The organism is Xenorhabdus vietnamensis (assembly GCF_002127535.1).
Lineage (GTDB): Bacteria > Pseudomonadota > Gammaproteobacteria > Enterobacterales > Enterobacteriaceae > Xenorhabdus > Xenorhabdus vietnamensis.
In genome coordinates, this window is the sequence record NZ_MUBJ01000006.1 from 62892 (window position 1) to 86636 (window position 23745).

Below are 23745 nucleotides of genomic sequence, written 5' to 3' on the forward strand. Positions count from 1 at the left end.
GAAACATTCATTTTAGTCAGGTGTTCAAGTTATAGACGTTTGATAGTCACATAACGAAAACGACCAAATTCAAAAGAAAAATAGACATCTGTCGATGTCTATTTTTTGCAAAAAAAATCAGACAATTACACCATACTCATCATCAGAATTGCCATCTAAAACCGACATTCATACTATTGTCCTGGTGACTGCTGGACAGCAATCCACTATAACCAAGAGTGAATGAAATGTTGTTACTTGTGTTCATCTCTGCATTAGCTTTCAACACTACGCCATCACGGGAAATCGGAACACTGCGGGTCACAAACGTCGTGTTGCTGCCACGGAATGACAAGCCAGTTGCTCGTTCAGACTCACCGTATTGATGCTGCCAACCCAGCTCTCCATTCAGAGCAATCGAAGAGCCCCATGAAGTCTGCCAGTTGTGATTGGCTCGTAATCCCAGAGTGGAGAGTGTCGCTTCAGTGTGTTGGCTGTCAGCATGGAAGGCGGCGGCGGCACCGTTTTCGTTAACTCCCTCATTGCGGAAATTGACATAAGCCAGATTAGCGAATGGTTCCAAATTCACAGCCCCTGCCGATAGAGGGTAAGCAAGTTCCGCAGATAATTGCGATGTACGCCCACTGTATTTCGCATTCTCATTGTCACGCTGGCTGCCATAGCTGATAGAGCGGGTGGTATCAATACGATGCCACGTGAATCCGCCATTGGTGCGCAAAACAAAATCACCAAACTGACGGTCACCATAAAGAGCAAGATGATAGTTATTGCTGTCAGCAGTCGCGCTGTTACCACCATCAAGAGATGTGCGGGTGTAGCCAGTAGCTATACCGAGACGGCTGTATTCATCTATAAGGGCATCCGCGCCTAGGAATACTCCGTAGTTGGAAGCCTGATAGCCGCTCGCATTTTCTGTACCAGAAGCGTGGCTCCATGCACTAAGCAGTCGAACCCATACACCATTATCATCTCCATGAATATCAGGTGAAGATGAACGGCCTTCGGCCTGACTCAAACGAGAATTTAAGGTATCGCGTAAATAGCGACTGTCATTCACCAACAAGGAAGCAACATCGGCGTGGATCTGCCCATCAAGCTGGCGGATCGCATATCGGGCTTGTTCCGCAGAGCTGCTGGTCAGGATACTTTCGTAGACTGGATTACCGATGCCAAGGGTATCAGCAGCAGTTGCCACAGAACGCTCATTTTGTGTCTTAGCTACATCTGCAAAAGCGGTCTCATTGCGTCCGACATGGAGAATGACGTTACTAGGCTGATAAGACAATTTAGTGCCAAGGAAGAGATAATTCGGAACGACGTTATCAAAGTGGCCGTTGATATTCTGCTTCGTATTAAGAATATCGTATTGCTGACCAGTCAGGCTTCGTACTTCTTTAAAGGAAAGCAAATTTCCTGTATTTTCAAGGGAAACGCTAACCTTTCCGCCATTGAGCTGAGCACTTTTTTCAACCTGAATGTTGTCACTGCGCCCATCAGCGGCAATTTCAACAGCGTAATGAGAACCCGGTTCAAAGGTAAGTTGTTCAGCGACTTTAAGTGTACCAATAGAGTTCCCCGGTGCAACAGTTCCGCCACTCTGTACATTGAGTGTACCAACCGCACCATTCCCACCAAGAACACCACTTTCCATTACCGAAACGGTGGAAGAGACGCTGCCACTGACATTCAGCAACCCCTGCTTGACCAGCGTTGGGCCAGAATAGGTATTCTGACCACTGAGGACCAGCGCACCTCTGCCTTGTTTAGTCAGCCCGCCATGACCGTTAATATCATTGCTCCACAAATCCAGAGCACACTGACCAGTCTCACAGACACGTTCAGTCGGCTTGCCTTTATCTAGCACAGCGCCGACACCCGGAATATCAGCAATAAACTGACCGTTGCCGTAGGCCACACCATCAGGATCTGGAGTACGGAATTTTTCAGGAATATCTTCTGCGGTATAGAACATACCGGGGCCATTTATCGCTTTACCGAGGTTAATCAATCCCCAACCGTAAATTTCATCAATCCCCTTATCTCCCATATCAGTCGCCGTAGTAAGCAACACGGAAGACACTTGAGCTCCGGTCATATACGGGAAACGCTCCATCAATACCGCAAGACTACCACCAGCATGTGGTGCGGCCATAGAAGTACCACTGTAACGAGCATATCCAGTAGTAACGTCATCCACTTTTCCGCCAATGATTGAGCTATAAATTTTACTACCGGGCGCACTGACACAAAAACTGGCAGTATAGCCACAGCGCGAGGAAAAGCTACTGATGGAATAAGGCACGCTATTGGTACTATTCGGATCTTGCTGCAAGCTAGCGACTGTTAGCCAGTTTGGTACAATATCTGGCACAAACCAGGCCAGACCAGCAATGGCATCCGGATTACTGTAATTCTTACTATTACCCGCGGCAAAAATCGTCACAATGCCACTGCGTGCAGCATCAATTGCCCCCTGATATGCACCACCGGGTTTTGTACCCAAAATTGGTTTTATTTCATCGAACTGCTTTTGCGCCTCAGCTAAGGTAAAGTGAGCTGCTTTCGGATCGCTACCGCCATCCTCAAGTTTCTTATCAATACCGATCCCCCAGCTATTGTTAATAATACGGGCACCGCTGTCTATCAGTGCATTCCAACCAGCTTGGTAAACGCCACCATCATTGCCTAAGATGATGCCATCTTCGGGGCCGGGATCGCCGTTATCAGCACCGATTATTTGGGCGTTATAGGCCACACCATGCATTGCTTTGCCATCTCGGCTACCTGCTGCAATACCTGCAACATGGACGCCATGATCGCCTAAAGTGCCGCCTTTATCTATGGATGGTGAGCCGTCATAACGGAATGAATCGCCTTTTTTCACCTTAATATAAGGATCGGTATATTCACGTATCCCAGAGGTAACTAAGTTGATAACCTTATCTTTTCCCACAAACTCAGGATGCTTGGCATAAACGACCTGATCAAATATCCCCAGCTTGATCCCTTTACCGGTATAACCTCTGGCATAGGCTTCATCAGCATGAATGACACCAAGTCCCCATTCAGCCAAAAACTCACTGGAACGCCAGGTTGCAGGATCACCAAGCCGCCCTTTTTCAACATAATTTTCCGCATAAGCTCCAAAGCTGGCTGCTGCCAGACAGCAAGCTATGGCGTGGTAAAGTATTCGTGGCTGGGTTTTGACCGATAAACGCGTGGTAGTCAGGGTGCTCCGAGGTATTCTGTGTCGCTCATTCATCTTAGTTACCATCCATTATTAATTTGCAAAAATACCAGTTCTTATGTTTTTTATTATGTAGGCGGGTTGAAACCATCACCTGCATCACCTAAACACACCATAAAATGCCACATTTCATTAGTAGTCATTTAATGATTTTTTAATAAAAAAATAACAAAAAGTATTATTTTGAAAAATTGGCGTGGTTCTTTCTATGTTAAGCGTGACGGCGTGGTATTGAGACCACGCCGTGATTTGTTTAACTGTGGGATACTTTTGCTAATGATCGCAGGCGGGCTTCATACCCATTAGTTATCACTTTGCTTAGCTTCACTTTCTAAAGGTTTTTTTTCTGATAATGGCATACTGCCGCGCAATGTAGAATGGCGTAAAGGTTTTGCTACTGCTGCAAGCAACAGGCAGGTAAGTGCAGCAAAAGCCCCAAACGAAAAGACGGTCATTACAGGAGACAACAAGCGTCCCATAAAACCCAGCCCCAACGCTCCCAAAGAATCACCACTAACATCTTGTGCAGTAACAAAACTGTTCACCCGCCCCAATAAGTGATCCGGCGTATGGCTCTGAACAAGGGTAAATTGCAGTAAGGATGCAAACGCATTCAAATATCCATAACAAACCAAGACAAGTAATGCCAGAACGATATTTGTGACAACTCCCAGTAGGGATAAGGTGATAAAGGAGCACAGTACACATACAACAAGCAGAACTCCTGATCGTGAGCTTCGCCCTATCCATCCACTGGTGAAAGCACCTAACATAGCTCCCAAAGGAACGGCGGAATACATCAGGCCAGTCGCTGACGGCCCTTGGTGATATACTTCCTGAGATAATGCAGGAAACAGAATGCGAACCGCTCCTGCGATACTGAGCAGCATCCCCACCAATATGACACTGCCCACAATTTTATGCTGACAAACAAATTTCACCCCGCTTACCAATGCACTGATCGGATGCTCTTTATTGCTTAGCTGAGGCTTCATTTCCGGAAGCCTCATCAGGGGTAATAATGTGGCTAATGTACCGATTGCTGCAACGGCAAAGTTCCATCCTGGCCCACCAGCAACAATAATAATACCTGCCAATGCCGGTGAAATAATGGCACCTATGCGAACAGTAATCATGCTCAAGGCACCTGCAGCGGCCAGATTTTCCCGCCCTACTAAATTGGGGATTGCCGCCATTAACGCCGTCATCCCCAACGCACCAAAAAAGCCATCCCAGATAGAAAGAAAATAGAGCATATACAATGATGGCGAATCTAAAAATGCGTTAAAGCTCAATGCCACAAAACCGATACCACAAGTGCCACGGGCAAACAAAATAAGTTTACGCCGATCATAACGGTCAGCCAGTATTCCCCCCAGAATTAACCCGATAAACATACCGACTCCATCCAGTGCAACCACAATTCCTACCTGTAAGGTAGATCCCGTCAGAAACTGCATCTGGACAGGAACACCAACTGTCAGCATTCCCAATGCAAAGACAGATAACATACGGGCAACAAAAATGGCTCGGAAATGCGCATTATTTCTGAGCAAACTAAAATCCAAAAAGAGTGATGAACTGGCCATAATGCTCCATACGATGCGATGGCGTTAAACGCGATAAAGTTACTTGCGGTCTTGTTTCAACAGGCTATTGTTTTCAACAGGCTATTCTTCTCAACAGACTATTCTTCTCAACAGACTATTCAGCAGCGGTCCCCACTGTTTCAATGAAACAGGAGAAAGGATATCTGCATGTTCACAATCTTGCCGATAGACCTTCAAATGGCGAATCCAGGGTGCCCATGTCTCTTCGACATCCAAATCAGGAGGCAACGTCCGCTCAGCCACAAATAACGTGGCTTCACCATCATATTTTTGGTTAACGGCAGATAATAAACTACGAACAGCGTCTTGATAGTTAGCCACAATATCCTCGAACATTGCCTGTTTTTCCTTGCGCAGTTGCGGATCACGCTCATCTTCTGTCGTCGCCATAAACTCCGCCTGTTCACGGGCAATTTCTTGTTTGGCTTCCTCTTCGCTTAACCCTCCCCAATCCTGACCTTCCGGGGGATAAGCGTCCAATAATCCTAAGAAAACGACTTCTTCCCCTTCCTGCTGTAAACGAATCGCCATTCCCTGAGCCAACATTCCACCCAGAGAATACCCCAGCAAGCAGTAAGGCCCATAAGGTTGGATATTCCGCAAAGTCGCCAAATGACGTGTGCACATTGCATCAAGGCTGTAACAATCAGCAATCACGCCATGAGGACGAGGGGACTGTAACCCGATAATCGGAAAATCCCCCTCCAGATAACGCAACAGCCCACTGTATTGCCAGGCAAAGCCCGACGCTGGGTGTATACAAAACAGCGCTGGCCCAGAGCCTTCCCGTAACGGTAAAACCTCTCCCATTCCACTGTTTTCAGCCAAATTTTTCTTCTGTTCATCCGTGAGTTCATCAATTGCTCGTTCAGCAACCATTCGCTCGGTAACCAATAATGCACTCAATTTTTCTACACTTCGCGCGACTATGATGTTGCCAACTGAAACATGATAATTAAAGCGTCGGCGTATTTCGGCTGCCAGACGCATTGCCAGCAACGAATGCCCTCCCAGAGCAAAGAAATCATCATCAGCCCAAACAATTTCACACTCTAAAATTTCGGCAAATAACTTAGCTAGCTGACTTTCTAAACCAGCTTGTGGTAACCGGCCTGCCGTTAGTTTCTCTGGCAACGGGAGAGCCTTGCGGTTCAATTTTCCATTTGCACTCAGCGGGAAATTTTCCTGTATTACATAGCTGACAGGCAGCATATAAGCTGGCAATCGTTTCATCATCGTTTGTTGCAGTGCGGCAATATCCAATGTCACACCTGATTGAGGAATCAGCCAAGCAATCAGCTGACGTGCATCGACATTCCCCATTGCCTGACCTGATTTACCCAACTCGCGTGCAGCGACCGCGGCCTGAGCTATTCCGGGTTGTTCCAGTAAAACTTGTTCAATTTCACCCAGTTCAATACGCTGACCACGTATTTTTAATTGCTCATCACTGCGCCCCAGATATTCAACTTCACCATCTTCTGACCAGCATGCAATATCTCCTGTTCGGTACATCCGTTCGCCAGATGCAAATGGATCAGCCACAAAGCGGCTGGCTGTCAGATCGGGTCGGTTCAGGTAGTTTGTCGCCAACTGAATTCCGCTGAGATAGAGATCACCAGCTACTCCAATAGGGACAGGGCGCAACCAAGGATCTAAAATACGCAATTGGGTATTCCATACCGGGCGGCCGATAGGCACTCCAGAGCTACTGCAATGCGCCAATGCCTCGCCGAATGCCGGTTGCCATGTCACATCCACCGCCGCTTCCGTTGGCCCATAAAGGTTATGCAAAGGTGCCGCCATCAATGTCTGATAGCGATGCGCCAGTTCACATGACAAGGCTTCACCACTACAGAAAACCCGTCTCAGGCTATGGCAGAACGGCGCTTCTTGTTCTCGTAACGCTAATGAGTCAATTAAAGTTGCCAGCATTGATGGCACAAAATGCAATGTCGTAACATTGTAATCATCAATAAGTTGGAGAAGCGCTATAGGATCGCGATGTGCTTCTGGCGGTGCCATCACTAATTGGGCGCCTGTCATTAAAGGCCAGAAAAACTCCCATACAGAAACATCAAAACTACATGGTGTTTTCTGCAATACCACATCATCCCCTGTCAATTGGTAAGCTTCCTGCATCCACAATAAACGGTTAATAATAGCTTGGTGGCTCACCATAACCCCTTTGGGTTTTCCCGTAGAGCCAGAAGTGTAGATAATGTACGCTGTATGTTCAGGCGTCACATTGGCGGCAGGATGGACAGGCTGCTGTGTTTCATTCGCCAGTTTATCCAATAACAGTTTATCCAGTAACAACAAAGGCGCCTGATTGGCAAAACGTGCCCGATGTTCACTTTCCGTAATTACTAATCGAGGTTGGGCATCTTCCAGCATGATGGTCAAACGTTCATCAGGATAACCGGTATCAAGAGGCAACCATGCAGCTCCCGCTTCCAAAATCGCCTGTAACGCCAGACTCAGCCGAACCGAACGTGATAATGCAACGCCGACAATGTCCCCTGTTTGTACCCCCGCTTCAATTAGACGATCAACTAACAAGCGAGTTTGGAGGCGCATTTGCTGGTAAGTCAGACGATGATGGCAATCCAACAATGCCAAATCGTCAGGTGTTTTTCTTGCTTGTTCAATGACAGCCTGATGAAGTGTCCCGGAAGGGATATCATGATAAGTGTCATTGATTTCCTCAATGAACGCGACCTCATCAACCGATTGCAAAACCCACTCACGCAGTGCAATCTCGGGCTGTTCAATTAATTGTCGGATCAAAAGCAGTATGCGTTGTGCCAAACGCTCAGGCTGTTTAACACTTTCACGATATTCCATCAATAGACGCAGACGCTTACCCGGCAACACCAGCAATGTTAAAGGATAATGGGTATAACCACGGTTATTGACACTCTGACAGGCGATGTTTTGGATCTCTTCTTGATTCTGCTTCACTTCCGGATAATTTTCGACCACCAACAAAGTATCAAAAAGCGTGCCAGTGCCGGCAATTTGCTGGATTTCACCCAACCCAATATTGTCATGTTCAATCAATTGGATCTGCTGGGTCTGTAGTTTTTCTAGTTGTGGCAACAGAGGTTGTGCCATATCTAGAATAACCCGAACCGGTAAGGTATTACTAAACAGCCCAACATGCTGGTCTAGCCCGTCAGTCTGCCCAAACCGCCCTGAAACCGGGGAACCAAAAACAACATCAGGCGAGCCGCTGTGAATACTCAATAGCAAAGACCAAATGCCTTGCATCAGAGTATTAAGGGTTAAACCGCGTTGCTGGCACAGGCCGATTAACTGCTGTTCCATCGCTGGCTCGAGTAATACTTCAAGCTCCTTAACCTCACCAGTATGGTGTTGTTCACCGAACAAACATGTTGGTTGAACATTTTTCAATACCTGTTGCCAACATTGGCGGGCAGGCTCTGCCTCTCGCGCCAACAATTGTCGAACCACGTCTTGATAACGTCTTTCAGGTTTATTTATTTTAGGTTCATGTAAGGCCTGTTCGCCCTGATTCAGCAATGCCAAAAGGTCTTGCACCAGAATAGGTGTTGACCAGCCATCAACGATCAGATGATGGGCATTCAGTAATATCGTATGGCGTGAACTTTTACCGTGGCGAACCAGCAATGCATGTAACATCGCTGCTGGCTGCTGGAAGAGATCTCGCGCAAGTTCTGTTTTCTCCAGTTCCCGCAACGCCATCTCTTCCTCTTCCGCTGTTAATTCAGGCAGTTGATGGAAATCGAGCGTCCAATAATCTTTATCATCAGAGATGAGCGGTATCAATTGCAGTGGAGAGGGGTATTGCTCAGTATCAAATTTCGCAGCAAGCTGAGGATGATGCCGGACTAAAACTGACAACGCCCGACGTAATTCAGCAACGGTCAATGACCCGAACAGGGAAAGGCGTGTCAATGAATTATAACTGCCATGTTCGGTGGCTGTTTGTGCGTGGAATAATAATCCTTGTTGCAATGGCAGCAACGGTAATACCGCAGATAATGGGCCATAACGTTCGGTCAATTGAGTCAGATCGTTTTCCTCAAGCTCTGCCAGCCCAGTTTCTGCGGCGACTAACGTTGCCATAGCCTGTAGGGGCTGCTGTCTGGCAAACTGAATTAGGCACTCAGCCGCCCATGCCATACCTTGATGTAATTCTGCAATATCCTGATGACTAAAAATACCATCAACCCATTGCCAGTTAATTACCAACTGTGGAGTGTTCCCTTGTTCATCAACAAATAGGTTGATTTCCAAACTATGGTTCAGTGGCATTTCGGGGTCTTGGTAAACAGCAAACGCATCCCGGAAAAGATTTTTAGTCCGTTGAGGTGCCCATAAATTATCTGCCTCGATAAAACGCCCCAGGTAATTAAATAATATCTCCGGCGTTTTTTGCTTCGCCAGTATTTCCCGTCCCGTTTGGTCAAGGTAGCGCAACAAACCATAACCTATCCCGCGATCGGGCACCGCACGCAAAACACTTTTCACCGCCCTGACCATCTCAACCGGTTGGTATTCTCCTGTTTGTGGCAGACCGACCACTATCGGGTATTCAGCAGTCAACCAGCCAACAGTCCGAGCCAAATCGCCATTTTCATCTAATTCAACGCGACCATGAGATTCTAGCTGGAAGCGTAACTGACTGACGTTAAAATGGCGATAACAAGCCATTGCCAATATGGTTAATAAAACTTCTTCAACATTCGCCTGATATTGCTTGGGCAATATTCCCAATAATGCGGCCGTTTGTTCGCCGCTCAATAATGTTCGTTCCGTACAGGCGCTTATTTGGCGATCCCGCTGTACATCCAACGGACGCAGCCCTAATAGAGGCGTTTTTTTATTCAACATTCGCTGCCAAAAAGGCAATTCGGCTGCTCGTTGTGGCAGATTTTGGCGCAGATAATCGTTCCAATCGTACAGAGAATACTCTTCCGTTGGCAAAGTCATGGTTTTGCCGTTTATTGCAGCTTCGACTCCCTGACGTAATTCATCCAATAATATTCGCCACGAAACGCCATCTGTTGCCAAATGGTGAATAACAAACACTAATCCCTTAGATACATCTTCATTGCCATCACTTTTTTGTTGTAATAAACAAGCGTGGAATAGCTGACCATTCGCGGGTTCCAGATGCATAACCGCATCGTGGAAGGCTTTCTCTGCACAGGTTTCAATATCTGCGCAATTTTGCCGTATGCTGCAATAAGTTTCCTCAGATACAGAAATTGGATCACGGGTAAATTCACCAACTATAAGCTGGTCATCACGGGTCAACGCGCGCAATACAGGATGCGCTTGCACTAAAGCAATCAATGCCTGCGTTAAATGTTGCGGCTGTAATTCTGCGGGGACACGGATAAATACACCATGAGCAAAACGGGTATTAATCCCATGAGATTCAGCAAACCAACGCAAAATAGGCAGACTATCAATCGCCCCTTTCTGAATACGCTTAGAAGTCTGTTTTGCAATGGTAACAGGCGTCATTTTCAACGCCATACGCGCAGGTGTACGCTCACTGAAAATATCCCGCGGACGTAACTGCCAACCGAGACGGCGTAATTGTGTCCCCAGCGCCATCGCAGAAATACTGTCACCTCCCAGTGCAAAAAAATCATCATCTGCACTGACTTCCTGCACTGCCAATAGGCTGGAGAATGCTGCACAAATGGATTTTTCCTGCTCACTTTCCGCTTTTCTGCCCACTGGCAATGGAAGTTGCTGTGGCTTGGGTAATGAATTGCGGTCGATTTTGCCATTAATTGAGGTAGGTAAGGTTTCCAACACCATCAAGAGAGAAGGAACCATATAATCAGGCAGCTTCTCTGCCAGTGCAGCCAACAGTAAAGCAGAGATATTCGGCAGAGCGCGCTGTTGCCCATCTGGGACGGCACAATATCCCACCAACCGATATGTCGCACCGATAGGTTCAGCAATCACTACCGCAGAACTGATCCCCGGTAAATCAACCAAAGCATTTTCTACTTCACCTAATTCAACGCGGAAACCACGCACTTTAACCTGATGATCCACCCGACCAATAAATGCAAGCTGCCCGTCAGACCGCCAGCGCATAAGATCACCAGTGCGGTACATCACTTCACCATGACGGAACGGATTAGCGACAAAGCGTGTTGCCGTCATTCCCGGACGATGCAAATAACCACGGGCGATACCCGCACCTGAGAGATACAGCTCTCCCACCGCACCAATTGGCACGGGTTGTAGATAACTATCTAAAAGCCAGATATCGGTATTGGCAACCGGACGCCCAATCACTGGCTGATCGGCCACCTGAATACTGGCTCCCAGCGTATCAATGGTATATTCGGAAGGGCCATAATAGTTATGGATATCAATTTGCGGCTGCTGTTTAAGTAATTCCCATAACCGTGGTGTGGCCGCTTCGCCGCCAATCATAATAAACGCAGGTTGGTGGTTGCCTTTTTCCAACAATCCACTGTCAATAAGTTGGGTCAAAAAAGAAGGGGTAATATCCATGATATCAATCGGCAGCAGATTCATTTGCTGTACCACGCCCCACGCATCCCGTCTCAGCTCCTCATCAAAAATATAGAGTTCACAGCCTAAAATCATACAAAACAGGGGTTCCCAAGAGGAATCAAAGGAGAAAGATGCAGTGTGCCCCGCCCGTGCCCTTCGGCCATGTTGCTGATAAAAATTCTCGATAACAGGCCCGAACAGATGCGTAGCATGGGAGATTAATAAATTCAGTAACCCACCATGTGTGCTCATAACACCTTTTGGTTTACCTGTCGATCCTGAGGTGTAGATCATATAAGCCAGATGTTCACCGCTCAGTTTTTCGCGTCGTTCTTCGTCTGTGACAGGTAACGAAGATAAACCGGAACATTGTGCCACTATCTGCTGATCGTCCAGACAAATGGCCTTGGGTACTTCAGGCATTCGTGCCAACGTATTCAAGTGAGTGATCAGCAAGGCTGGCTGAACATCGTCACACATTAATTGCAAACGTTCCGGCGGGTAATCAAGATCAAGGGGAATATAAGCAGCACCACTAGCCAATACTCCCAGAATCGCAATAATTGAATCCACTGAACGAGGAATGCCGATGGCAACCACATCCTCCGCCCCCATTCCCTGTAACAACAAGAAACGTGCAAGCTGCATCACTTTTGTCATCAATTGGTGGTAGCTAAGCTGTTCATTGTGACAACGTATAGCGATAGCATCAGGTTGCCGTTCAACCTGCTGCAAAAAGAGATCCAGCACAGAAGCACTAGTTACGGGCGCCTGGATTTTCGGCCCACAAGACCATCTATCAAGCCGTTGTTGTTCCTGTGGTGGAATGAGAAAGGCGAACGCAATAGGCTGCTGCGGCTGTATCAACAATTGATTCAACAAATAGCTGATCCGTTCAGCATGCCACAGTAAAGTTTGTTCACTATATTTTTTCCGATTCGCAATCAGTACCAGCTGGAGCTGATCATCGTAACAACACAATTCAAACTCTAAATCATCCACCGGCCCCATGGCGAGTGTATGCGTTTTGATCGGTTTACCGCCTAGTTTCAACGTCTCATTGTAGATTTTGTAGTTGAAAACAGGGCCATAAAGCGCATTGCTGCTACCAGATAATCCCAGATCACAACGCAGTTGTTCAGCTTCATACCGCTGGTAACGGCGAACCAGCTTCATTTCATCCACGAACGTTCTTGCTACTTCTGCAAGAGTCATACTTTCTTGCAGTTTTATTTGCAGCGGCAAGAGATTGACTACAGGTCCCATCGCACAAAGTGCCTGAGAACCCAGACGCCGCATAAAAGGAAAACCGATTGACAGATGTTTTTCTCCGCTCATGCGATAAAAATAGATGCAGAGTGTAGCCATCACAATTTCAGCCGGCGGGAACTGCCGCAGTAAATGATCCTCACTGAATGGGGCAAATTGAGAAAGTGGGAAATAGCAATGGTGATGTAAAGGTAAGGAAGTTCCTGTATTCGCAATCTCTTCAGTGGAAAGTGAAACGGAAGCACCACGTTCACGGGTATGTTGTTGCCAGAATTCGGCTGCCTTTGCTTTTGCCGGTGATTGCTCCCATTCCTGATATTCTTTAACGACCAAATCGAATGAACAGAAAGGGTTTTCAGCGGGCTGTCTCCCCACGCTTAACGCGTTATAGATATCAATAATGCGCCGTGTCAGTGCCTCAAAACTGAAACCATCAAGCATAATGTGATGGAAACGCTGATACCAGAACCATCGTTCAGGCTGGGCATCGACCTTCATGATTACCTGCCGATAAAGCGGACGTTCCCCGTCAGCGGGCAATTCAGCGGCTAGATCTGCCTGCATTAATGCCTGTGACGCACTTTCCCCCCGCTCGTGGGTAAAATCAAACCACTCCGGCGCAACAACCTGTTGTGCATGACGGAAAGCAGGGATTTGCTGTACAGCTTCTCCCTGTTCATTAATAAAATAACGCGCATGAACGGTATCGGCCTCAGCCAAACCTTGGCGGATCGCCGTATCAAATAAGGAGCGATCCAGTTCTCCATGAATTTCAATATAATGCGCAATGGTAAACACATTACGGTGACTGGCAATTTGGTCAGCCATCCAGATTCCGGGCTGAGCAGCCACAAGCGGCAACGTCAGATTGACTGATTTAATTTCAGAAAGTTGCAATACATTAGGCACGTTTGATTTCCTTGCTTATCTACTCTACAGACTAAACCATCGGCATTATCACTTTGATTTATCTATGTTTTATGCAGATGTGTTTTATGCAGATGCAGTTCACGCAGACTGGCTGGGCGCATATCCACCCAGTGCTCTTCTATGTATGCGATACAAGCCGCCCGTGAATCCGGGCCAATAATCTGCTTCCAACCAGCAGGATGGTCAGCAAAAGCTGGCCAAAGGCTATATTGCTGTTGATCGTTTATCAGTACATAAAAAGTGGCTTCATCATCATCAAAAGGATTCTTTTGTTGCAAATTCATCGTTGGTTCTCGTCATAGTATTTGGGACTTCAATAATCGGTTTACTGCATCATTTTTCAGCCAGTAACCAACTAAGGCCATCAATTAACCCACCACGCCAGCACAGCGCATCATGCCCACCATTAAACACGCGATAATTCACGTTGTGTCCTGCCTCCTGTAATGCGGCATACATTTGCTCATTTACAAAATGGATATCTGCTTCGCGGGAACCCGCTTCCTGAAAGATTTTCAATGACGAAGGCATAACTTTTTGCTCAAGCAGTTGCTGGGTCAGCCAGCCGGGTTTATGTTCTTCGGATGGCATAAACTGTCGAACAATTTTGCTGTCAGGCCACCAAAAAGAACCCGATTGCGTGAGAACACAACCAAAGCGTTGTGGCCAATGAAGTGCGGCATACAGTGCCGCCAGCCCACCGTAACTCTGCCCTGCAATAACAGTTTGTTCAGGATCATCGCTGAAAGCGGTATGCTGTGCGGCAAGCGGCAAGAGTTCATCCTGAATCGCTTGCCAAAAATCAGAGTTGCAGGGAAGCTCCCGCTCTCGATGAGGCATATCAATAACATCAATCAAAAGCCAAACAGCCTCCGGTATCTGTTGTTTTTCAGTCGCTGCATCAATCACCGGAAAAATTGGCATTCTCTCCGCCCAATTCAATCCATCCAAGAGAATGATAAGAGGACGAGAGCATGCGTTTTCTTTTTCCGTTTCTTCACCACTGGAATAAAGCCAAACATGCCTTTGATTGTTGAGCCGCTCACTATTCCAATGCAAAAGCAAAGGCTCTCGTTTATCTACCTGCGCAATATGATTTGGGCTTATTCCATTAATTGGGGTTAATGCCCATGCGCTTTGTTCAAGTGCATAGGGCATGTGAATTGCCGATAAAGGCAAGCCAAGCCCATTACGGTGATGGCTCTGTAAATTCAAAGGATCTGGAATGGATAATGGAAAGAGTGAAATCCACCATTCACGTTGCTGTTGATTACGCTGTTTGATTTCATCGGAAAATTTGGGGGGGAGATATGTGTCAGTGGCAGGTATAAATCGATAGCTTCCTCTCCAATCATCTTCAAGGTTTACTGACCAATACCAGATATCTGTTTCAGGCAATCGTTGCAAACTTTGTGGATCCGGACGATGGTGATTGGTAATGCCATTGATATCGATATAGATTTTTCGAAAATTTGAGTTTTGTTCATTCCCGTAAGGATCTTGCCAGAAGAAGGTTGTTTGAACTTGCTGGTTCCTCGTCACTTCTATGATCGGAGTTCCTAAAATAGCAATATGTTCCCACCATGATTCACTACCAACATTAGGGGCAGATAATAAATTATCTACCGTACCTGATGGCTGAAATACTAACTTCATCCCCTTCTCCCCTGCAAAAACATCTGCTCATAAATGACATATACATTTGATACACCGCGCCTGATGCAACTCACTCGCAACGATTCACCAATGGAAATAATTATCATATAGTAATGATATTGATAATTATTTTCGTTTGCAATATCATTCAATTTATTTTATTAATCTTAATCACTGGCTAACAGAGTTAATGGAGCATTATCAGGAAATATGGCAGGAGGCCTTCACTATTCAGCTTAGCCAGAATGGTGTCGCCTTATTTATCTAACTGATTTTTAAATTTTTATTTTGAAAATATCTATATTGAGAGATGAAATCCATGGTACTGCCTATCAAGAACAAAGCATCTAAAACCGCAAAAATAATAACGATAAACTATAACTATAATAAATTATTTTTAACGTTTACTTCTGCCTTACTGCTATCTCCATATGCTTCAGCAAACAATGGGACTGTCAATAACAACGAATACACCGTAACTGTCACAAGTACAATTAAAGGGAGTTCTGAAAAACACTTTGTAGAATCAGACAGTACCGCCGGCACCAAAAGTCTCACTCCTCTTATCAAAACTCCCCAGTCAATCAGCGTTATTAATCGCACACAAATGGAAGCACAAGGTGCAACAACTGTTGCTGACTCCCTGAATTATTCAAGTGGTGTTGTGACTAACTACCGCGGCTCTTCCAACCGTAACGACGAAGTGATTGCTCGTGGTTTTCGTTATGCGCCTAAATTCCTTGACGGCTTGAGTTATGGTACGAACAGTTCAGGAGGCACCGTAGGTCAAATTGATCCCTGGCTATTAGAACGCATAGAGTTGGTGCACGGACCAGCATCTGTGCTATACGGTCAGGTCAGCCCTGGCGGTTTGGTTAACATGACCAGCAAAAGACCCACAGCAGAGACCATTCGTAAGGTCCAGATGAAAGCAGGTAATCAGAGTCTGGGTGAATTAGCCTTTGATTTCGGTGGGGCATTGGGTGATGACATTCCCGTTCTTTATCGTTTAAATGGTATCGTCAGCACCCAAAAACAGTTCGTCAAAGATTATAAAAAAGAGCGAATTGCCATTGCTCCTGCGCTAACATGGATCCCCAACAATAATACGACGTTTACATTATTGACCAGTTATCAGTACGATCCCAAAGCGGGATTCCGTAATTTCTATCCCAAAAAGGGCACTGTAACGCCAGTTCCCAATGCGGGTTATATCCCCCATGATATGAATCTCAGTGATCCTTCATATAATCAGGTCAGACGGGAACAATCCTCTATCGGTTACATCCTTGAACATGACTTCAACGATATCTTCTCTTTCCAACAAAATCTGCGTTATTCAACATCAAATGAACGTTCAAAATATTTAGTTTTTGCATCAGACCCTACTCCTCCCACCATTAAACGTTTTCCACAACGCGAGCATAATGAGTCTCAAGGAGTGAGCATGGATAACCAACTGAAAGCGTTTTTTTCAACAGGAAACTTTGAGCATAGCGTCATCAGTGGGATCGATTATAAGTGGGTAAATAACCACAATAAATTCTGGCGTGACTGGGATGAAAAAGGAAAACACAATTTTGATTGGTCAAACCCAGTTTGGGGTATTCCCGTCGATGAAAAAGAACTCTCCCTTGCTTTAAATGATAAAAAGAAACTCCACCAGTTAGGCGTTTACGTACAAGATCAACTCAGTTGGGAGAACTGGAATTTAGCTCTGTCGGGACGTTATGACTGGACCGAAACCAAGCAACAAGACATCATCAAAAATAAATCAACAACCCAGAAAGACCGTGCTTTTACAGGACGTGCGGGATTACTGTATGCCTTTGATAACGGTATTTCGCCTTATATCAGTTACAGCACCTCCTTTGAACCTAATCTGTCTCAAGGAGCACCGGGGACACCTGCCTTCAAACCAACAACAGGTGAACAAACTGAGATAGGCATCAAATTCCAGCCAAAAGATCACAATACCCTGTTAACCCTGTCTCTGTTCGATATCACCCAGAAAAACGTGACCAGTCGTAACCCTGTTACCCGCTTTAGCGAACAAATTGGTAAAATTGGCTCAAAAGGGGCAGAAGCCGAAATTAATTCCCAAATCACGCCAGAAATCAATCTTATAGCCAGCTATAGCTATACAGATACCAAAACCAAAAGCGATAACAATACCTCACGGATCGGCAAAAGAGTGCCTTCAATCCCTGAACATGCAGCTGCTGCATGGGGGAGTTACAGCTTCACTCAAACTGCTCTGAAAGGATTCACACTGGGAGCCGGTATGCGCTACATCGGCTCCACGTCTGGTGATTATGAAGAAACATTCCACGTTAAGCCCTATACCCTCTACGATCTGATGGCGAAATACGATCTTGGTGAAGCCTCCCCGCAATTAAAAGGAGCCAGTGTACAGCTGAATGTGAATAACCTGACCAACAAGCGTTATGTTGCTTCATGCACAAATGAAGGTGCTTGCTTCTATGGTAACGGACGCAGCATCGTTGCCACGGTGGAATATACCTGGTAAGCCAAAACTTATTGATCTCAGTGGCAAAAATCAAAAACTTTCTGCCACTGTAAGTTGCTTCCATCAAGGCGCATTTATACTGATTGGAATGATATGTATTGGAGTACTTTTGTATTTCAAGCGCAACAAGCCATAAAACTGAATAATATAACCAATCTATTATTTAAAAATAATAGGGAAACATCGTGCTTAATTTAACTGCTGAATATCACACATCCGAATTACTTGGCTTTAATTGTGATGATTTTGTGTTCCTGTCCTCAAATAAAAGCCTGCATGCACAAGGGTGTTTTACCAAAATAGCAACCCCCGCCAGTCATCATGACGATATTGGCAATTTATTAAGTGGTAATTCATTAAGTGGCAATCTATCTCAATTATTCCATCAGGCTGAACAGGCGGGGATTAAAAACCCCATTGCAGTAGGGGCAATTCCTTTTGATAAACAACAACCTTCTGCTCTCTATATACCTTACGAATACCGTTGGCTAGAACGGGACACCTTACGTTTTTCGGCTCTGTCCCCCCTGCCACGGTTACAATTGCAGCAGAGTCATTTATGGCCGGAAAAAGAAGAATTTTGCCGGATGGTCTTTCAGGCAGTCGACGCTATACATCATGGTCTGCTTGATAAAGCCGTCCTTTCGCGTCTGCTGAATATTGAATTTGATCGAAAGCCTGACACTATCCGGCTTTTTATGCAGCTTAATGCCCAAAATCCCTATAGCTACAACTTTCATCTTCCGCTAGAAAACAGCACGTTAATTGGTGCCAGCCCAGAACTTCTACTACGCAAGCAGGGCAATACCATTATTTCTCAACCATTGGCAGGTTCGTCACGCAGAAGCCGCAATATCGCAGAAGACAAAGCCTTGCGCCAATCGCTGCTGCATTCAGCTAAAGATCAGCATGAACATCAATTAGTGATTAGTGCGATACGAACCGCACTCACTGAACATTGTACTGAACTCATGATCCCTGATTTGCCCTCAATATTCAGTACCCCTTTACTCTGGCACCTCGCCACAGAAATACGAGGCGAATTACGCAATAAACATGCAGATTCCCTTTCGATTGCCAGTTTACTCCATCCAACGCCAGCGCTTTGCGGGACACCAAGAGAGCGGGCATACGAACTCATCGCTCAACTCGAACCTTTCAAGCGCAACTATTTCGGCGGCATTGTCGGTTGGTGTGATGCCAGAGGCAATGGCGAATGGGTTGTTACTATTCGCTGTGGGGAAGTATTCGAAAACCATATTCGACTCTTTGCCGGAGCAGGCATCGTTGCTGACTCCCAACCCAGTTCCGAATGGCAAGAAACCGGTGTGAAACTTGGCACCATGCTACAAGCGCTAGGATTATCTGATAGTAAGGAACGTGTGTTATGAGTATTGAATTTAATCGCTGGCCTGAACCATTATCACAGCGTTATCGTCAGCGCGGCTACTGGCTTGACCTCCCCCTTTGCGACATACTCAGTCGTCAGGCTGACAACGAAAATATCGCTCTGGTTTGCTCAAATCAGCAATCCGCTAATCAACAATACAGCTATCGCCAATACAGTTATCGCCAACTTAATCAACTGGCGGATAATCTGGCCGCATCCCTCAAGCGCCGAGGTGTCCGGCATGGGCAAACCGCCTTGGTGCAGTTAGGCAATATCGCAGAATTTTATATCACCTTTTTTGCTCTACTACGTTTGGGCGTAGTTCCCATCAATGCGCTGTTCAGCCACCAGCGTAGTGAGCTATTGGCTTATGCTGAGCAAATTAAACCCTCACTCTTGATTGCAGACCGTAGCCATTCACTGTTTTCTGACCATGCTTTTATTCAAGAACTGCATACCCGTTACTCTTCACTAACCAATATATTTCTGCGGGGAGATAACAACAGCCCGATAGACTTAACTGTATTGATTGATGAAAAAGCAGACAACTTTATCGCAACACCCACGCCAGCGAACGAAGTGGCTTTCTTCCAGCTATCAGGTGGCAGTACGGGTATCCCCAAACTGATCCCCCGAACTCACAACGATTACTACTACAGTATTCGCGCCAGCGTTGATATCTGCCATTTCAATGAACAAACACGCTATTTATGCGCCCTTCCTGCCGCACATAATTATCCGATGAGTTCACCGGGAGCATTAGGGGTTTTTTATGCCGGGGGACAAGTGATTATGGCTAATGATCCCAGTCCATCAAGTTGCTTCCCTTTGATTGAACAGCATCGGATTAATGTTACTGCTTTAGTACCTCCTGCGGTAAGCCTGTGGCTGGAGGCCATTGCACTGACAGGGGATAAGTCACCACTTGAAAGTCTGGCGTTATTGCAGGTAGGGGGGGCTCGCCTGAGTGAGTCACTGGCACGGAGAATCCCATCAGAACTGGGCTGCCAATTACAGCAGATATTTGGCATGGCCGAAGGATTGGTCAATTACACACGCTTAGATGATGACGAACAAACCGTTTTCACTACACAAGGCCGTCCGATTAGTGATGATGATGAAGTATGGATCTCCGATTCTCTGGGTAACCCACTACCTCATGGTACTCCTGGCCTGTTGATGACTCGTGGACCTTATACTTTCCGCGGATACTACCAAAGTCATCAATATAACAGCCAAGTGTTTGATGAGAATGGTTTTTACTGTTCGGGTGATTTAGTTATTCAAACAGAGAAAGGTTATCTAAAAGTTGTAGGCAGGGAAAAAGATCAAATTAACCGTGGTGGCGAAAAGATTGCGGCAGAAGAAATAGAAAATTTACTGTTACGCCATCCACTCGTGCTGCACGCTGCATTGATCGCTATTCCTGATTCACTGATGGGAGAAAAAAGTTGCGCCTATGTTGTTACCCGTGAAGAGATAAAGTCGGCCATATTGCGTCGCTTTTTACGTGAGCAGGGTGTCGCTGATTACAAACTTCCCGACCGTTTTGAAAACGTTCCGTCCCTTCCCATGACGCCTGTCGGAAAAATAGATAAGCAGAAATTACGCCAAATTGCACACAGCACATTCATTCATGCCGCCCCTTAACGTATCACAGAGGTTTAAAATGAGTATTCCGAAAATTAGTGATTATCCTCTCCCCACCACTCAAGAATTACCAGCCAATAAAGTGAATTGGTCACTTGATGGCAAGCGTGCCGCGCTACTTATTCATGATATGCAAAATTATTTCCTCAATTTCTGGCAGGCTGACAGCCCGCTGGTGAAGCAGGTTATCAATAATATTGCGAGCCTAAAAAAAATGTGCAAAAAGCAGGGAATACCGGTTTTTTATACAGCCCAACCCAATCATCAGAGCAATACAGACCGAGGATTGCTGAATGATATATGGGGAGCGGGATTAAATCAGTATCCTGAGCAGCAAAGTATCACTGATGCATTGACACCTGAAAGTGATGACACTGTATTAACCAAATGGCGTTACAGTGCTTTTCAGCGCTCAGATTTGGAACAACAACTAAAAGTTATGGGGCGTGATCAATTAATCATCTGCGGTATTTATGCGCATATCGGTTGCATGACAACAGCCACGGATGCCTTTATGCGTGATATCCAACCTTTTTTTATTGCTGATGCACTGGCAGATTTCAGCCACGATGAGCATATCATGGCATTACGTTATATTGCCGGTCGTTGTGGTCGCGTACTGACAACAGAAACACTGCTGAATGAGCTATCTCCACAACCTGCGCAACCTGAATGGACACGTGAGCGCCTTAGAGCTGAAATTTTACCTCTATTGGATGATGATTGCGGTGATATTGATGATCATGAAAATATGCTGGATTACGGCCTCGATTCGGTGAAAATAATGTCACTGGGGGCACGCTGGCGCCATGAGAGCCATTATCAGATTGATTTTATTTCACTCATGAAAACCCCAACTTTAGCAAACTGGCTCACTCTGCTGACTGGTAAATCAGAGTCCAAATAATGAACATAACTTTTGATTTCAGCAGTAAACATGTTTGGGTCACAGGAGCAGGACGTGGCATCGGCTATCACATTGCCAGTCGATTCAGCCAGGCCGGAGCGAAAGTCATCGGATTGGATCTCGCATTTCCAGAGCCTGATCTGCCTTTTACTGCCTATAAGTTAGATGTCAGTGACCATATCGCCGTGAGCCAACTCTGCCGGAAATTACTTACAGAAGAGCCTCATTTAGATGTATTGGTCAATGGTGCAGGCATCCTTCGCACAGGACGTACAGAAACTCTGAGCTGGGAAGATTGGCAACAATGTCTCAACGTCAATGCCGGCGGGGTATTTAACCTATTTCAAGCCGTGATCCCGCAATTTCAACGACAACGAAGTGGAAACATCGTTTCTATCTGTTCTAACGCTGCTCATGTGCCAAGAGTTGAAATGTCTGCTTATGGCGCTTCCAAAGCTGCAATGCGCAGCTTGTGCCAAAGTGTTGGGCTTGAATTGGCTCCCTACGGTGTACGGTGTAATCTGGTTTCTCCCGGTTCAACGGATACACCAATGTTACATTCTATGTGGCAAAATGATATGCGGAAAAAAGTGGCATCCAGACAAAGCATTATTGATGGTTTTCCTGAAAAATTTAAGTTAGGCATTCCTTTGAAAAAAATTGCCCTGCCGGAAGAAATTGCAGATACAGTGCTTTTCCTTGCGTCAGATCTCGCCAGCCATATCACTATGCAGGATATTGTCGTTGATGGTGGTGCAACTTTGAGTAGCTGAGCTGAGAGACCACTACTAAATATTACCCAAACAAAAATATATCATCTAGTTACTTCTTAACCGAAATTCAGGTTATACTGCTGCCCTTTTTTATCCTTTTTGTAACTTATAGAATACACAATGGAACGCTTTTTCGAAAATCTGATGTACTCCTCCCGCTGGCTACTTGCGCCGGTTTATTTCGGTTTATCATTGGCATTGCTTGCCCTTGCAGGAAAATTCTTCTATGAAATCTATGCCATAAGCATGGAATTTCATAGTATGGATGAAGCCAAGCTAATCCTGAAACTGCTTACTCTAATCGATATGGCTATGGTTGGTGGGTTGGTGGTCATGGTGATGTTTTCTGGCTACGAAAACTTTGTCTCACGTCTGGATATCGACGCACACAAAGAGAAACTGAGTTGGTTGGGGACAATGGATGCCTCTTCACTCAAAAGTAAAGTTGCAGCCTCAATTGTCGCTATTTCTTCCATTCACTTGCTGCGTATCTTCATGGAAGCCAAGGAAGTGCCAGACAATAAACTGATGTGGTATGTCATTATCCACCTCACCTTCGTTTTATCTGCATTTATAATGGGATACCTTGATAAACTTACCCGCAGTCATCACTGAGTGATCAAATTAACAATCATTCCCTTGATGTCGGTTGAATTCAATCGGCTGGCATCAGGGGAGCCGCCTCTTTGATATACTCCCGTTCATATTCTCCTTTAACAACTTTTCAATAAACTGATCCACCATCATTTCAACCACTTCACTTCTGGTTGTCTCCAGCCGATTGGCCAGACCATCAATTTTTCTGAGTACAGACATTCTCAGAGAAAGAGAAATCGGCTTTTTCTTCTCTTTATCAAGAAAAACATGGCTTATAGCTTCTTCAGCATTGAGGCTGAGGTGCTGGACAAGCAACTCTTCGATCCTTTTCACATCCTTCTTGGTCAGCATCCCTTTATCAATTAACTGATAGGTATTCCCCATTTTGCTGAACCGGATATCAGCACAATAAAGATCTCTCAATTCCCGTAATGCACGTGTTAATGTTGGCTCCGAACAATTAAGTTCCCTAATGATCCTGGCTTTACTAATCGGTTTGCCATGTGAAAGTAATAAAGTTAACTTGAAATTTCTGAATTGCTTGGGATTGAGCAGCATTTTTTATTACCAAGTTAGGGGCAAAAACCCCCAAACTTCCTACTATTAACTAAAAACTGATTTTCAGAATAACCACTATCACAGGCAAATC

12 protein-coding genes are annotated in these 23745 nt (G+C 45.6%); 6 read left to right on the top strand and 6 right to left on the bottom strand.

The features are described 5' to 3' along the window. Positions 1-142: 142 nt before the first annotated feature. From Xvie_RS07460 to fes, 5 genes are all read right to left on the bottom strand, one after another. Positions 143-3262 carry an autotransporter outer membrane beta-barrel domain-containing protein gene (locus Xvie_RS07460; RefSeq protein ID WP_086108708.1) on the bottom strand — a complete coding sequence of 1040 codons (3120 nt, stop codon included), beginning with the start codon at positions 3260-3262 and terminating at the stop codon, positions 143-145. Positions 3263-3549: 287 nt separating this feature from the next. Beyond that, the gene (gene entS, locus Xvie_RS07465; RefSeq protein WP_086108709.1) at positions 3550-4836 is read right to left on the bottom strand and encodes an enterobactin transporter EntS; all 1287 of its coding nucleotides are present in this window, start codon (positions 4834-4836) and stop codon (positions 3550-3552) included. Between the two features lie 90 nt (positions 4837-4926). Then, positions 4927-13572, bottom strand: a complete 8646-nt coding sequence (locus Xvie_RS07470) for an amino acid adenylation domain-containing protein (RefSeq protein ID WP_244175532.1) — start codon at positions 13570-13572, stop codon at positions 4927-4929. A 62-nt stretch (positions 13573-13634) separates the two neighbouring features. After that, positions 13635-13877 (bottom strand): MbtH family protein, encoded by a 243-nt coding sequence (locus Xvie_RS07475; RefSeq protein WP_086108710.1) that lies wholly within the window; start codon positions 13875-13877, stop codon positions 13635-13637. Between the two features lie 49 nt (positions 13878-13926). Next, positions 13927-15249, bottom strand: coding sequence for an enterochelin esterase (gene fes, locus Xvie_RS07480; protein WP_086108711.1), 1323 nt, complete (start codon positions 15247-15249; stop codon positions 13927-13929). 319 nt (positions 15250-15568) lie between these two features. Here fes and Xvie_RS07485 point away from each other — a divergent pair, with 319 nt between their 5' ends. The 6 genes from Xvie_RS07485 (at position 15569) to Xvie_RS07510 (ending at position 23114) form a co-directional block, all read left to right on the top strand. After that, positions 15569-17779 carry a TonB-dependent siderophore receptor gene (locus Xvie_RS07485; protein WP_086108712.1) on the top strand — a complete coding sequence of 737 codons (2211 nt, stop codon included), beginning with the start codon at positions 15569-15571 and terminating at the stop codon, positions 17777-17779. A gap of 182 nt (positions 17780-17961) precedes the next feature. Beyond that, positions 17962-19170 carry an isochorismate synthase gene (locus Xvie_RS07490; RefSeq protein WP_422645960.1) on the top strand — a complete coding sequence of 403 codons (1209 nt, stop codon included), beginning with the start codon at positions 17962-17964 and terminating at the stop codon, positions 19168-19170. Next, positions 19167-20819: a (2,3-dihydroxybenzoyl)adenylate synthase gene (locus Xvie_RS07495; RefSeq protein ID WP_086108714.1), complete on the top strand. Its 1653-nt coding sequence runs from the start codon at positions 19167-19169 to the stop codon at positions 20817-20819. Before Xvie_RS07490 ends, Xvie_RS07495 begins: the two co-directional genes overlap by 4 nt. Before the next feature lie 19 nt (positions 20820-20838). Beyond that, the gene (locus Xvie_RS07500) at positions 20839-21726 is read left to right on the top strand and encodes an isochorismatase (RefSeq protein WP_086108715.1); all 888 of its coding nucleotides are present in this window, start codon (positions 20839-20841) and stop codon (positions 21724-21726) included. Then, the gene (gene dhbA, locus Xvie_RS07505; RefSeq protein WP_086108716.1) at positions 21726-22499 is read left to right on the top strand and encodes a 2,3-dihydro-2,3-dihydroxybenzoate dehydrogenase; all 774 of its coding nucleotides are present in this window, start codon (positions 21726-21728) and stop codon (positions 22497-22499) included. The genes Xvie_RS07500 and dhbA overlap by 1 nt, the downstream gene beginning before the upstream one ends. Positions 22500-22619: 120 nt before the next feature. After that, positions 22620-23114 carry a TIGR00645 family protein gene (locus Xvie_RS07510; protein ID WP_086108717.1) on the top strand — a complete coding sequence of 165 codons (495 nt, stop codon included), beginning with the start codon at positions 22620-22622 and terminating at the stop codon, positions 23112-23114. A 54-nt stretch (positions 23115-23168) separates the two neighbouring features. Here the strand turns inward: Xvie_RS07510 and Xvie_RS07515 are convergent, their stop codons facing one another. Beyond that, on the bottom strand, positions 23169-23654 hold the full coding sequence (locus Xvie_RS07515; RefSeq protein ID WP_086108718.1) for a tellurium resistance protein TerW: 486 nt from the start codon (positions 23652-23654) through the stop codon (positions 23169-23171). Positions 23655-23745 lie beyond the last annotated feature (91 nt).